Origin of the sequence: Anabaenopsis tanganyikae CS-531 (assembly GCF_029891675.1) — a bacterium.
Classification (GTDB): domain Bacteria; phylum Cyanobacteriota; class Cyanobacteriia; order Cyanobacteriales; family Nostocaceae; genus Anabaenopsis; species Anabaenopsis arnoldii.
The window spans coordinates 54,905-67,964 of the sequence record NZ_JANQDF010000089.1 but is presented as its reverse complement, the minus strand read 5'-3'; the positions used below and the strand labels follow the sequence as shown (position 1 = coordinate 67,964).

At 43.3% G+C, this 13,060-nt stretch carries 12 protein-coding genes and 1 other RNA gene; 5 read left to right on the top strand and 8 right to left on the bottom strand.

Going from position 1 to position 13,060, the window contains the following annotated elements:
• Both NWP22_RS09155 and NWP22_RS09150 read right to left on the bottom strand, forming a co-directional pair.
• Nucleotides 1-1,458: CARDB domain-containing protein (locus NWP22_RS09155; protein WP_280801768.1), on the bottom strand; the 1,458-nt coding region annotated here is incomplete at its 3' end.
• A gap of 487 nt (nt 1,459-1,945) precedes the next feature.
• Nucleotides 1,946-2,677 (bottom strand): RibD family protein, encoded by a 732-nt coding sequence (locus NWP22_RS09150; protein WP_271731490.1) that lies wholly within the window; start codon nt 2,675-2,677, stop codon nt 1,946-1,948.
• Between the two features lie 298 nt (nt 2,678-2,975).
• On the opposite strand from NWP22_RS09150, the gene NWP22_RS09145 reads away from it, so the two are divergent.
• A complete protein-coding gene (locus NWP22_RS09145; protein WP_271731487.1) occupies nt 2,976-4,919 on the top strand; it encodes a sensor histidine kinase in 1,944 nt (647 codons plus the stop codon).
• A gap of 22 nt (nt 4,920-4,941) precedes the next feature.
• On the opposite strand, the gene rnc is transcribed toward NWP22_RS09145, so the two are convergent.
• The 4 genes from rnc to groL all read right to left on the bottom strand — a co-directional run bounded on the left by rnc (nt 4,942) and on the right by groL (nt 8,669).
• On the bottom strand, nt 4,942-5,661 hold the full coding sequence (gene rnc, locus NWP22_RS09140) for a ribonuclease III (RefSeq protein WP_271731486.1): 720 nt from the start codon (nt 5,659-5,661) through the stop codon (nt 4,942-4,944).
• 34 nt (nt 5,662-5,695) lie between these two features.
• Nucleotides 5,696-6,073, bottom strand: an RNA gene (gene rnpB / locus NWP22_RS09135) — RNase P RNA component class A.
• A gap of 53 nt (nt 6,074-6,126) precedes the next feature.
• A complete protein-coding gene (locus NWP22_RS09130) occupies nt 6,127-6,828 on the bottom strand; it encodes a hypothetical protein (protein ID WP_271731485.1) in 702 nt (233 codons plus the stop codon).
• Between the two features lie 170 nt (nt 6,829-6,998).
• On the bottom strand, nt 6,999-8,669 hold the full coding sequence (groL, locus tag NWP22_RS09125) for a chaperonin GroEL (protein ID WP_280801767.1): 1,671 nt from the start codon (nt 8,667-8,669) through the stop codon (nt 6,999-7,001).
• Nucleotides 8,670-8,827: 158 nt separating this feature from the next.
• On the opposite strand from groL, the gene NWP22_RS09120 reads away from it, so the two are divergent.
• Nucleotides 8,828-9,910, top strand: coding sequence for an MraY family glycosyltransferase (locus NWP22_RS09120; protein ID WP_271731483.1), 1,083 nt, complete (start codon nt 8,828-8,830; stop codon nt 9,908-9,910).
• Here NWP22_RS09120 and fabG read toward each other — a convergent pair whose 3' ends face one another.
• Nucleotides 9,911-10,654 carry a 3-oxoacyl-[acyl-carrier-protein] reductase gene (fabG, locus tag NWP22_RS09115; RefSeq protein ID WP_271731482.1) on the bottom strand — a complete coding sequence of 248 codons (744 nt, stop codon included), beginning with the start codon at nt 10,652-10,654 and terminating at the stop codon, nt 9,911-9,913. It lies immediately after the preceding gene.
• Nucleotides 10,655-10,875: 221 nt separating this feature from the next.
• Between fabG and trxA the strand changes: the two genes are divergently transcribed.
• Together trxA and NWP22_RS09105 are read left to right on the top strand one after the other, a co-directional pair.
• Nucleotides 10,876-11,193 (top strand): thioredoxin, encoded by a 318-nt coding sequence (gene trxA / locus NWP22_RS09110; RefSeq protein WP_271731481.1) that lies wholly within the window; start codon nt 10,876-10,878, stop codon nt 11,191-11,193.
• Nucleotides 11,194-11,584: 391 nt separating this feature from the next.
• Nucleotides 11,585-11,974 (top strand): hypothetical protein, encoded by a 390-nt coding sequence (locus tag NWP22_RS09105; RefSeq protein ID WP_271731480.1) that lies wholly within the window; start codon nt 11,585-11,587, stop codon nt 11,972-11,974.
• A gap of 17 nt (nt 11,975-11,991) precedes the next feature.
• Here NWP22_RS09105 and NWP22_RS09100 read toward each other — a convergent pair whose 3' ends face one another.
• Entirely contained in the window at nt 11,992-12,498 is a 507-nt protein-coding gene (locus NWP22_RS09100; protein WP_271731479.1) for a YraN family protein, read from the bottom strand.
• 14 nt (nt 12,499-12,512) lie between these two features.
• On the opposite strand from NWP22_RS09100, the gene NWP22_RS09095 reads away from it, so the two are divergent.
• Nucleotides 12,513-13,022, top strand: coding sequence for a pentapeptide repeat-containing protein (locus tag NWP22_RS09095; RefSeq protein WP_271731489.1), 510 nt, complete (start codon nt 12,513-12,515; stop codon nt 13,020-13,022).
• Nucleotides 13,023-13,060 lie beyond the last annotated feature (38 nt).

Below are 13,060 nucleotides of genomic sequence, written 5' to 3'. Positions count from 1 at the left end.
CACTACTAACAGATGATAATTCCCCGCTGCTACATCATAAGGAATGAATATATTGCCTGTTAAGCTGTAACTTCCATCTATTGCCAAGGGGCTATTACCAGCCCAGAAATCGGACACATAGCGATCGCTATCATCCCATATCTCATCAGTGGATAGGTAAATATAATCATACCACTCCTCTTTAGCTATACCCTCTCCCTGATTAGCCACAGTCCAACTTACTTCTACAGACTCACCCCAACCTGCGGTACTAGTGGAAATGGTTGCTTCCGTGACTACTAAATCTGGTAAATCAACTTCGTTGATGGTAATGGGAACTGCAAAGGTATTATTAGTCTCATCTGTTTCATATTGTTGGTTGTAGTAGTAATAATCGTCAGGATTTGTCACTACTAGCAGATGATAATTCCCCGCTGCTACATCATAAGGAATGAATATATTGCCTGTTAAGCTGTAACTTCCATCTATTGCCAAGGGGCTATTACCAGCCCAGAAATCGGACACATAGCGATCACTATCATCCCATATGTCATCTGTGGATAGGTAAATATAATCATACCACTCCTCTTTAGCTATACCCTCTCCCTGATTGGTCACGGTCCAACTTACTTCTACAGACTCACCCCAACCTGGGGTGCTGCTAGAAATGGTTGCTTCCGTGACTACTAAATCTGGTAAATCAACTTGGTTAATTTCAATTGCTTGCGCCAAAACATTATTAGTAATATCCGACTCGTATAGACTATAATAGGAATTTGTCACTACCAACAAATACCCACTACCTGTAAACCCAGGGGGAACTGTGACTGTCTGTGAAGCTGTATAACTCTGCCCAGGAGCTAGTTGTTGATTATAATAATAGTTAGAATACTCACCTGCAAGTATATCATTCTCATCAAAACTATCATCTAAGGAAAAATAAATCCTATCGCTCCACCCATAGTAGTTTGTCCCAGTTGTCTTACTACCTTGGTTAGTAACAGTCCAGGATATTTCCTGAGTTTCCCCCCACCTCACAGATTCCGCCGCCGTAATTGAGGTGACTACTAAATCCGGTAAATCACCCAATAAATCAGAAGCACTGACCTGTACTGCTTGGACTGCTAGATTATCTTGTCGGTCTGTCTCTAATTGGTCACTATAATTATTAGCAATAACAAAAATATATCCAGTTCCGCTAAATCCGGGGGGGACGGTAATTTGAGCAGAGCCAGTGTAACTCTCCCCTGGTGCTAATACCCCGCCTTCGTATTCGTAATCACCTAAATAAAAGTCATTGCCCAGTTGGTCATTAAGTGAAAAGTAAACCTCATCATACCACTGTCTTCTCCTGGTTGCTGTTTCACCTTGGTTGGTGACCGTCCAAGAAACCTCATAGGTTTCGCCCCAAGTTACCTCTGTGGGAATTGTCAGGGAACTAATTACTAAGTTGGGTTGGTTGGAAGCACTAGTTACCATAGATAAATCACCTTTTCTCCAAATATCTGTGAGCTACAAAAGTCAAGGGTTTCCGCTACTGCTTAAGTTGAAAATGTAAATTTAATCAGTTACTATACGGGGGCTGTTTTTGTTATAGGCGATGGCGATCGCACTATTTCGGGACATTGGAGATGTCCGCACCAGATTGTCAATAAAGTACTTTGTAATTTGGTGAAACTGCCAAGAGAATTATTAGCCAGTAGTATAACCTATGACACTTGTCAAAGATCCGCTGTGATGTCAAAATTAAGTAAATTTTTTTAAATAAAACTTTGGGGAAATAAAAAAGGGAACAGGGAACAGGTAAGGAGTAAGGGGGAAATTGTTGTCTACTTCCATTCGCCAGGGAATAAATTCCCTGTCTAATAGCTCAAGTCCACTGAAAGTGGACTAGTGGGTTACCTAGAATACAGTTAATAACCATTAAGGGAATAGGGAATGGGGAATGGGGAATGGCTACAATAGATTAACGTTGTAGCCGATAGTGTAAAAACACCTCTTGCTGGACTTGATGCACTTCTAAAAGTTCTAACTTGGGGGCTAATTGTGATAAAAATCCCTCACCCTCTACTGGTGTAGGCGCAGATGCACCGCCTAAAATTAGTGGACACACTGTTAACCACAGTTCATCAATTAAATCTAATTGCAATAGAGCAGCTACTAATTCCCCGCCCCCTAATACTGCTAACCGGTTTATGTCTAGGGATCTAAGGTGTAACAAAGCAGCAGATAGGTCTACATTGCCCGTGGGTGTATCAAAAATGAGAATTTCATCAAATTTAGCAGGACAACCCTGTAAGGCTGTTAACTCCTTTGTGGGTGCTGTCTGTTGCCTTTTTGCCCAAGCATCTGCTCCCGTGGTTGTGGTGAGTAACCAGCGTTCAATAGGCTGTTGGAAAAACCTAATTTCCGGATGAAGTTCGGCAGATTGTGTAAGGACTATATGAACCGGCTGGGGGGGTTTACCCTCTTTCATTCGTTGTTGCAGCAGAATTGGTTGTGATACGGTAAGTGTTGTACCGTAGGCGCGAATAGTGCCAGCACCTAATAAAACGGCATCAGAAGCAGCGATTTGTTTTTCCAGGTGTGCTTTATCAGCTCCTGAGCCAAAACGAGCAGGCGATCGCCTAAAATCTGCTATCTTGCCATCTGCACTCATGGCCAAAACTACTATAGTATGAGGACGATGTTGCATTATGGGATGAGTGTGATATTTTGGAAATTTTACTTGTTAGTGAATTGATTTGCTAAACAATATTTGCCTACGGCTACTATTGAGCAATTTCATAATATATCTATATCTATATGCAACAGCAGTCACATTCACATTTACCCCATAAGAGTTTTGATATGTCTAATTTCTGGTTATACGTTCAATATTTGCAACTTTTGGCAGTTGACAAAAACACAATTATAACTTAGCAGAATATCTCTTTGAGCTGTTCTAATTGCACATCGTTAATTTTGTGGTTTACAGATGCGAAGTGAGATACTCGATGGCTAAGGCTCGTCAATCATCCTTTCGACGTATTTTAGTAACAAGAATTTTGCTGTTGTTTGTCCCGGTGATATTGCTCGGGGAAATCGTGGCTTTGAATAAAGCCAGATCTAGCCTATTAAAAACCGCCGGCGAAAATCTTACAGAGAGTGCTGTTTTCAAAAGTGAAAAAATAGCTAATGCGATCGCTAGCCTCAAAACTCACTTACTCATTCTGAGTCAAACAAGAGTCATTCAGTCCGGTTCCTCAGCCCAAGTAGAAAAATATCTCACTGAAGTAGCAAAACAATTACCAAGTCACATTGACTGCTTACAATTAACCAATATACAAACAAGTAAAATTATTGCCAGTAGCTGTGGTGAGCAACCAATTACCGAGTGGGAATCATCTATTCCTCAGCAAACAGGAGAAATTAATATACAAAAAATATTACCGCCAAAATTAGGAACCACAGGTCAAATAAATCGGGGTAATCAACTGCAACTGCTACTATCTACCCCAGTCAACAACCCCACAGGGCAAGTGCGATATACATTGAGCATCAAATCAGCACTATATAAACAAAGCACAAATCAACCGGGTTCCTTAACAGGCTCTACGGTAGTAATTTCTGAAAATGGGATAATTTTAGCACACCCATCAGCGGAGTTAGTTGGTAGTAATATTCAAGAACACCCAGATGCTGGCCAACTGCAAGCAATTGTCAAAAATGCCGTAGCGGGACAAAGTAACTCCGTCAATTTAGCTTCTCAAGAGGGTACAGAATTCATCGTGGGTTACAGGGCTATTGCTAATCCCATCACAACACAACCGGGGAAAAAATGGATAGTTCTGGCTGTAACCACTGTAGATAATGCCCTCCTAGGTTTAGAAGAAATTAAACTCATCCTGATTGTTTTAACAGTTGGTTTGATTGGTGCGAGTTTGTTAGTATCCCTATATCTAGCGCCTTATTTAGCCACTCCTGTAGAACAATTGCGAGACTATGCTCTGCATCTTCATAGCCACCACGCCGCACAACCAGTACCGCGAAATTTCCAAATTCGGGAGTTTAACCAACTAGCCCAAGCCATAGACCAAATGGTTGAGAGACTCAAGGCCTGGGCCGAAGAACTAGAAAATGCTTGGAAAGAGGCAAAAAGTGCCAACCAGATCAAAAGTCAGTTTTTGGCTACTACTTCCCATGAGTTGAGAAATCCACTTAATGTGATTATTAATTGTGTGCGGGTGGTGCATGATGGCTTGTGTGATAGCCGGGAAGAGGAAATAGAATTTCTGCAACGTGCCGACGAAACAGCTATTCACTTGTTAGGTATTATTAATGAGCTGCTTGATATTTCTAAAATTGAAGCAGGTAAGCTGTCAGTAGTTACAGTACCTATTGATCTGCGACAAATACTGCTGGAAGTGATTAATTTACAATCAGTAAATATTCAAAACAAAGGTTTGCAGTTAAAAACCGATTTAGGTACTGATTTGATTCCTGTCGCAGCAGATGCGGTAAAGTTAAAGCAGGTGATCATTAATATCATTGGTAATGCCACTAAGTTTACCGACCAAGGAAGCATTACCATTGCTACAGCCATTTCCAAATCTAGTCAGAACAAATCTCAGGTAATAATCAGCATCACAGATACAGGTCTAGGGATAGAACCTACCCAGCAGCACAAACTATTTCGCCCCTTTGTGATGTTAGATGGAGGAACCACACGCAAAGTTGAAGGTACGGGGCTAGGATTAGCTATTTCGCGGAATTTAGTCGAAGCGATGGGAGGTAGTATTACTCTGGAAAGTGCGGGTATAAACAAAGGCACGGCTGTCAAGATTACCTTGCCGATGATTGATAGTGCTTTATTAACTGGTGCAGCTGCAAAAGAAGGCGTGATTGAGACTTCTGGTGGTCAAGATAACGGCATTATGGGTTACCTGACTCGCCATTAGGAAGTCAGAGCTATCGTTATATTCACTGTTTTTCTGGGGGACAAATAGCTAAAAAAGCTACTTTGGCTGCGGCTTGCTCCGCAGCTTTGATTGAGCGTCCTTTACCTTCACCTAGTTTATTGTCATGAAGCCAAACTTCTGCGGCGAAGCGATCTTGATGTGGATTCGGTTGATTAACTTCCCTGACTCGATACTCAGGTAAAACTTTAAATTCTGCCTGTGTCCATTCTTGGAGAGCTGCTTTGTAGTTGAGTCGGGCTGGGTCGCGGCGAATTTCCGTGGCTAACTTTTGCCAGTGAAAATCTAGCCAAGGGCGAATTAATTCCAGGTTGTTTGTGCTCAGGTACAAGGCACCTAGAACAGCTTCAAAAGCATCTGCTAATCGTGATTCTTGACCAATTTTATCACTGGTAGCACTACCGACCACAAGTAAATATAACTGGAAACCATATTCTCTTGCTAGTTGAGCCAGGATGCGATCGCTCACCAAAACTGAACGAATAGCAGCAAAATCCCCTACTGGACAATCAGGATATGTTTCCCACAAAACTACCGAGGCCGCCAGTCGCACCACCGCATCACCGACAAACTCCAATTGTTGATAATTTGCGGATTCAGAAACACTAGGATGAGTCAGAGCCAAATCCAACAGTTCCCACTTAATGGGTAAACCTGGTGGTAAACCTAACTTTCTGACTAAACTTTCGAGCTGTCGCTGACGACGTGGATAAACAAGTGTCATTAAACGGGATGGGGGGCTGGGGAATAAAAAGAGGGGAGAGAGTCGGACATAAGCCGGGTTCTGTTCTCGCCGACTGTTAAAAAACACCTTTGAGGGCAGTTATCTATCTGGGACGCTTGTTACCAAACGCCTCGAGCGGCTCTAATCATTGGAAACTGGTAAAAGACCAACCTTAGTTTCCTTTCGCCTTGCTCCCAACCGGGGTTTACCGAGCCACAACCTCTCGGTTGTGCTGGTGCGCTCTTACCGCACCTTTGCACCCTTACCTTTAAAAAAAAGGCGGTATCTTTCTGTGGCACTATCCTCGCGATCGCTCGCACTGGGGGTTATCCAGCAAGTTTGGTCTTTGGGGAGCCCGGACTTTCCTCAAACCAGTCACTGTAACTGATCTGCAACCGCCTGCGCCTACTCTCTCCCCAACTCCAGTGTAATCCGGGATGGCACAATGTGCCTGGTTTGGATTACTTATTTTTTCTTCCAAGGCAAAGCATAAGTCCAGGGTACTTTTCTAATAGTGAAAGGACAATTGATAATACAAGTGGGGGGGATATCCACACCCGGGGCTAGACCCACACGTAATTCAGAGATGCGTAACACTAGCTGGAGTGAAAATGTCAAGTCCTTTCTTTCCTTCATAAAATCGTTATATAACTTTTTTTGCGGTCCACCACCTTTACTTAGTGCTGTGATATTAACTATGGGTTTGGTAGCAGAGTAGGTTCCTGTGGCGGCATCACGGTCAAAAACATCTTCTGCTGTTACCGTTTCTGAAAGAGTTTTCTGGGGAGCAATCAGGCTAGGACTTTGTGGTACACCTAAGTCACGGGTTAAATCAGGTGATTTGCGAATGACTCGACGTGATTGCTTGCTATGTTCCACCACTAAAGAGCTATTGTCCCAGTCTACATATATGGCAATATTATCGGATTTATTTTCAATACTCAGGGATAAATCTTTGACGTCATCTACGGCATATAAGGATTTGAATTTAAAAGAAATCCCCACTTGGTCGAGGAGATTTTGTTCTTTGAGTTGTTGATCAACCGCTGCTTTTTTAAATTCAAATTTTACTTGATCATCAATAGACTCCACCATACGATTAAAGACGTAAGCAACGCCAATAATATAGAGGGTCAAAATAACTAAATTTTGGTCGCCACTCCTCATAATTCATTCCCTAACTGTTTACCGTTTTAACCCATAGGAATCATTTGATCAGTATACCAGCGTCGCGCCAGCCCAACGCTCCCGCCAGACTTAGACTTGGAGATGAAAAAAAACAGTTTGCCTGAGCAAGGCAAACTGCACCAGAAAATATTTACATTCAGCAACACAGACTAGAACATACCCATACCGCCCATACCGCCCATACCGCCCATGCCGCCCATGCCGCCCATGCCGCCCATGTCAGGAGCAGGACCGGCGGGTTTCTTCTCTGGTTTTTCGGCGACAATGGCTTCAGTAGTCAAGACCATAGCGGCAATAGAAGCAGCATTTTGCAAAGCTGAACGGACAACTTTCGCAGGATCAATGATACCGGCAGCAATCAAATCCTCAAATTTGCCAGTAGCAGCATTGTAACCAATATTGCCATCGCTTTCCTTGACTTGAGAGACGATGACAGAACCCTCTTCGCCGGCATTATCTACTATCTGACGTAAGGGAGCTTCTAATGCGCGTTTGATAATATCCGCGGCAATTTTTTCTTCTTCGTGAAGGGTTGCTTTGATGGGGTCTATTTTCTTAGTCAAGTTGATCAGGGTTGTACCACCACCGGGCACTATCCCTTCTTCTACAGCAGCTTTAGTGGCGTTGAGCGCGTCTTCAATGCGTAGTTTGCGGTCTTTGAGTTCGGTTTCTGTGGCCGCACCCACTTTAATGACTGCGACACCGCCTGCTAGCTTGGCAATGCGTTCTTGGAGTTTTTCGCGATCGTAGTCAGAATCAGTTTCTGCCAATTGCTTACGAATTTGAGCAACTCGGGTTTGTACCTCTGGTTTGGTTTCACCACCGGCCACAATTGTGGTGCTTTCTTTGTCAATGGTGATTTTGCGGGCTGTTCCGAGCATTTCTAAAGTAGCAGTGTCTAGACTTAAACCGATTTCTTCAGAAATCATCTGTCCATCGGTGAGAATCGCAATATCTTGTAACAAAGCTTTGCGGCGATCGCCAAATCCGGGTGCTTTGATAGCAGCCACAGCCAGGACACCGCGAGCTTTATTGACTACTAAAGTTGCTAAAGCGTCTCCTTCTAAGTCTTCGGCAATAATCAGCAAGGGTTGACCCAGACGGGCTACTTTTTCCAACACAGGAACTAAATCCTGGATGCTGCTGATTTTTTTGTCGGTAATCAGGATGCGGGCGTTTTCAAATTCTACGATTTGTCTGTCGTTATTGGTAATGAAGTAGGGAGAAATATAACCCCGGTCAATTTGCATCCCTTCCACTACTTCCAGTTCGGTAGTCAGGGATTTAGATTCTTCCACAGTGATCACACCGTCTTTGGTGACCTTTTCCATGGCTTCGGCAATCATTGCGCCCACTTGTTCATCATTACCGGAGGAAACAGTGGCCACTTGGGCGATCGCACTTCCTTCTACTGGTTTTGCCAACTTGGCAATTTCTTGTACCAACACTTCAATAGTTTTGTCGATCCCCCGCTTCAAGCTCATGGGGTTAGTACCAGCGGCGACGTTCTTTAAACCTTCTCGAATCATCGCCTGTGCTAAAACTGTGGCGGTGGTGGTTCCATCACCAGCGATATCCTTGGTTTTGGATGCCACTTCTTGAATCAGTCTTGCACCGGTGTTTTCTAAGGGATCTTCTAATTCAACTTCTTTGGCAACTGTGATCCCATCATTAACGATTTGGGGCGCGCCAAATTTTTTTTCTAAAAGGACGTTACGACCTCTAGGTCCGAGGGTGATTTTTACCGCGTCAGCTATGGCGTTAACACCTTTCTCTAGCGCTCGCCGTGACTCTTCATCAAATGAAATAATTTTTGCCATGTTTTATCTCTCTAGTCCTTCCATTAGACAATTTAGCACTCACTAGACTAGAGTGCTAATCACCAAACAGTTCAGATTATAAATGCAAATTCCCAAAATTGAGTAATATTACAGTTGATACTCATATAGGACAATGGCAGTAATGCTTGAATTGGGGGATGAATCTAGACAACTTTCTTAAGTCCCTCGGCATTGCCGACCCTAGCGGTTCCGGCTGGTTGGCAGTAGTATTTACGTTTCTTTTGGCTTGGTTGGTAACCTGGCGTTTGATTCCCACAATACGCAAATTTGCCTTGCGGGTAGGTTGGGCTGACCAACCAAATGCACGACGACTCAACCAGCAGCCTTTACCCAATGCGGGTGGTTTAGCTATTTATGCGGGAGTGATTGCCGCTATGGTACTAGCTAGCCTGTTACGACCTATTGCCCTGCAAAGCGTCTTGGCTCAAGTCCTAACCATTTTACTAGGAGGTTCCATCCTAGTGCTTGTTGGTTTTATTGATGATCAGTTCGGTTTGCCGCCCTCTGTGCGCCTGTGGGCACAGATTGTCACGGCATTGTTGCTGTATGCCAACGGCATCAGGATTGATGTTGGATTGAACACGCCCCTAGACTCGCTATTTTCCATGGCGATAACGGTACTTTGGGTAGTAGGTATCACTAACGCCATCAATTTGATGGACGGTATGGATGGATTGGCTGGGGGAGTGAGTTTTATCACTGCCATGAGTTTGTTAGGGGTTGCTGCCCAATTTCCCAATCGGGCGGCTGCTATTTTAGTGCTGGCAGCTTTAGGGGGTGGAGCTTTGGGCTTTTTGCGCCATAACTTCCACCCCTCAAGGATTATCATGGGTGATGCTGGTGCATACTTTTTTGGTTATGTCCTAGCTGCAACTAGTATTTTAGGTAACCTGCAACAAAATACAATTTTTGCCCTCGGACCGACGATTTTATTTCTCATATTGCCAGTATTGGATACTACACAAGTGTTTATCCGCAGGTTATTGGCAGGAAAAAACCCTCTGAGTACCCCCGGTAAAGACCACATACACCACCGCTTACTCGCCTGGGGATTTTCCCAAGGCCATGCTGCCTTGACTCTGTGGAGTATCACTTTAGTTTTTAACTTGCTAGCCATGAGAATACAAGGCATGACTGTGGTGGTGATATTGACCACTGCCATTAGTATTGTCATGCTCTTGAGCTTTACCATCTGGCAAAGAACCTGGAGTCACTCATGATTACATTACCATGCCGCCATCAACGTTAAAGACTTGTCCAGTAATGTAAGCAGCAGCAGGATCAGCAGCGAGGAACCGCACCATACCAGCTATTTCTTCTGGTTGACCGTAGCGACCCAGAGGGATATATTTCAAAATATCTTCGGTGTTGCTAAGTTTACTGGTCATGTCTGTGGCAATAAAACCAGGAGCAACGGCATTAACTGTGATCCCGCGAGAAGCGAGTTCTTTGGCGACTGTTTTAGTAAAGCCGATGACCCCTGCTTTGGCGGCGCTATAGTTGGCTTGACCTGGGTTACCCATTTGTCCAGCTACGGAGGCAATATTAATAATGCGTCCAGAACGTTGTTTGAGCATGATTTTACTGGCGGCGCGTGTGCATAAGAACACACCTGTCAGGTTGAGGTCAATTACTGCTTGCCAATCTTCTGGCTTCATGCGTAAAAGTAATGTGTCGCGAGTAATACCGGCATTATTGACAATAATATCAAGGCGCTGAAACTTTTCTATGGTGGCGTTAAATAATGCCTCCACTTGTTCAACCTTGGATACATCAGCTTTTAGGGCAATAGCCTGACCTCCGGCGGCATTAATTTCTGCGGCTACAGTGTCGGCAGCACCGCTAGAACTAGCATAATTAACTACTATACTCGCTCCTTGTTTAGCTAGTTCTAAAGCGATCGCTCGTCCAATCCCCCGTGAAGCCCCTGTGACAATTGCAACTTTTCCCTGCAAGGTTTCCATAAATTATTCCTTTTGCTTTTCAAATAACCGCGCTAATAATCTTATGGTGATTTGTGCTTATAATTGCAGGATTTTAGATTTAATTGCTTGCTGATCCGGATATCTATACCTTTGGGAAGATGGGGAAATTGAGCAACAATAAAAACAAAATGATGATATGCCGATTCTTTAAGGTACACATTACCATTAAAAGCAATCAATAAAGATTTGGTGTGTGTCACATGGCGACAAAAAAACAATTCAACAGTTTTGAAGAGATGTTATCTGGTTCTGATGTACCAGTATTAGTGGATTTTTATGCTGATTGGTGTGGCCCCTGTCAGATGATGGTGCCAATTTTAGAGAAAGTTAATGCTCAATTACAAAATCGGTTGCGTGTCGTAAAAATTGATACTGAAAAGTATACAGTGCTAGCAAATCAGTACCAAATTACTGCCTTACCAACATTGGTACTATTTAAGCAAGGTCAGCCAGTGGAGAGAATTGAGGGAGTGATGCAAGCAGAACAACTAGTGCAACATCTGCAAAATTTCATTTAAAACAGATTAAGTTATAGAGACGCACAATTGTGCGTCTCTAGATATTAAAAAACATTAATTTTTAGTCATTAAATGTTAAGATATAAAACATGGATTGCATGCGGAAACCTTCTATGTAAGTTTACTTAAAATTGGATTTAGCTGGTACTGCTAGTACATCCGTATATTCCGTCCGAATAGGCATTTAATCGCGGCAAAACGTACTAGAGTTTACCTTCATAGCCTAATATTATGTAACTTTCATGTGAATTGGGAACATACAAAACCATGAAATAGGATGAAAATTGGGTAGACCTCCCCATATAAAAACGGGTGCTTTTACCCTATTCGCAAGGGCGATCTATTGAGGAAGATGGAAATGTAGGATGGGCGGTAATCCCAAGCAGCAACTATGGAATATTTATATTACCTGGCAAATGCCAGTATAACCCTGAGAATTGTACAACATCTCCACACCAGACCTCAGATGCCAGTTTCTTTCGTCACCGTAATTCATCAAATTGATGGGTGGGTGGTGAGAATAAAATTAAGAGAGGAAGTTTCGCCCCAGGAGGATGGGGACTTTCGAGCTTTTCTCAATGAATTAGGAATTAGGTATACACCACCAATGCGGGTGCAGATGGCACTTTGGAGTTTACAAGGGGGACAATGTCCCGTAGAGGTAATGCGCCGCTACCAAGTGGCCATAGTTTCTCATGGTAACCCTGAGAAAGAAGAAATTGAAGCCTTCCGACAACAATTTGTGCGAGGATTGGGTTACTGTCCGGAAACACTAGCGTGATTGTTAATTCCAGACCATCAGCCATCAGCAAAACAATCAAAAGCTGCTCGGAGATATTCTTGCAAATAAAATTGGTATCCATCTGCGGATAAACTAGCTAAAGGTTCTGAGGTCAATGTCATTCCAGTCCGCTGTTTTGAGATTTGCTGACGGTGGACAATGGCAACATCAAAGCGACATGGGCAGTCAGCCTTGTGAGGATACTCAGCTAAAAATATTTTGGCCGTGCGCCAAATTTTAGCTTGCTTTTGTGGCGTGATGGCACTTTTACCCCCTGCATCCCAACTTCTGGGACTACGGGTTTTGACTTCGACAAATGCTAGTTGGGGTAATTGGTCAACAAACAGACCACCTTCACTACCTAGCTGTTGCTCCTGAAACTGGGCAATAATGTCGATTTCCCCCCAACGGCTGCAAAAACGACGATGCAAAATAGTCCAGCCCCTAGACTGTAACCATTGTGCTACTAGGTCTTCTCCTAATTCACCAATATCGGGATAATGAGAGAAAGGAGGTTTAGCCATTGGTTAAAAATATGATGAATAATAGATTAAGTAAGGAAAATTGGGCCAGCATACTCGGTGTATTGCTTGGGGTCGTGGTGGGCATGATAATAATTGTAGGGTATACGCCAACAGCTTTAGCCCTAGAATATAACAAAGAGATTTTAATAGAGTCTGACTTTTCCGGACGTGATTTAACAGACTCTAGTTTTACTAAAGCTAATCTGCGCCAGAGTAACTTTAGCCATACTAATTTGCGTGGTGTCAGCTTTTTTGCGGCGAATTTAGAATCGGCAAATTTGGAGAGTGCTGATCTGTCCTTCGCTACTTTAGATTCAGCTCGACTGATTAAAGCTAATTTGACCAATGCGATTTTAGAAGGTGCGTTTGCTTCTAACGCTAGGTTTGATGGTGCGATTATTGATGGTGCTGATTTTACTGATGTTCTGCTGCGTCCGGATGAGGAGAAAAAATTGTGCCAACTTGCCAAAGGTACTAATCCCGTAACAGGAAGAGATACACGGGAGACATTGTTTTGTCAGTAATTCGCTTTTCAAAAGTTAAAACTTGGTGGTTCTGTGAT

Excerpts from the sequence above, each read along its gene's own strand:
- NWP22_RS09100 (WP_271731479.1), bottom strand. The coding sequence starts at position 12,498 with ATGGCTAAACCTCCTTTCTCTCATTATCCCGATATTGGTGAATTAGGA.
- fabG (WP_271731482.1), bottom strand. The coding sequence starts at position 10,654 with ATGGAAACCTTGCAGGGAAAAGTTGCAATTGTCACAGGGGCTTCACGG.
- NWP22_RS09095 (WP_271731489.1), top strand. The coding sequence starts at position 12,513 with ATGAATAATAGATTAAGTAAGGAAAATTGGGCCAGCATACTCGGTGTA.
- rnc (WP_271731486.1), bottom strand. The coding sequence starts at position 5,661 with ATGACACTTGTTTATCCACGTCGTCAGCGACAGCTCGAAAGTTTAGTC.
- NWP22_RS09130 (WP_271731485.1), bottom strand. The coding sequence starts at position 6,828 with ATGAGGAGTGGCGACCAAAATTTAGTTATTTTGACCCTCTATATTATT.
- NWP22_RS09105 (WP_271731480.1), top strand. The coding sequence starts at position 11,585 with ATGGAATATTTATATTACCTGGCAAATGCCAGTATAACCCTGAGAATT.
- NWP22_RS09145 (WP_271731487.1), top strand. The coding sequence starts at position 2,976 with ATGGCTAAGGCTCGTCAATCATCCTTTCGACGTATTTTAGTAACAAGA.
- groL (WP_280801767.1), bottom strand. The coding sequence starts at position 8,669 with ATGGCAAAAATTATTTCATTTGATGAAGAGTCACGGCGAGCGCTAGAG.
- trxA (WP_271731481.1), top strand. The coding sequence starts at position 10,876 with ATGGCGACAAAAAAACAATTCAACAGTTTTGAAGAGATGTTATCTGGT.
- NWP22_RS09120 (WP_271731483.1), top strand. The coding sequence starts at position 8,828 with ATGAATCTAGACAACTTTCTTAAGTCCCTCGGCATTGCCGACCCTAGC.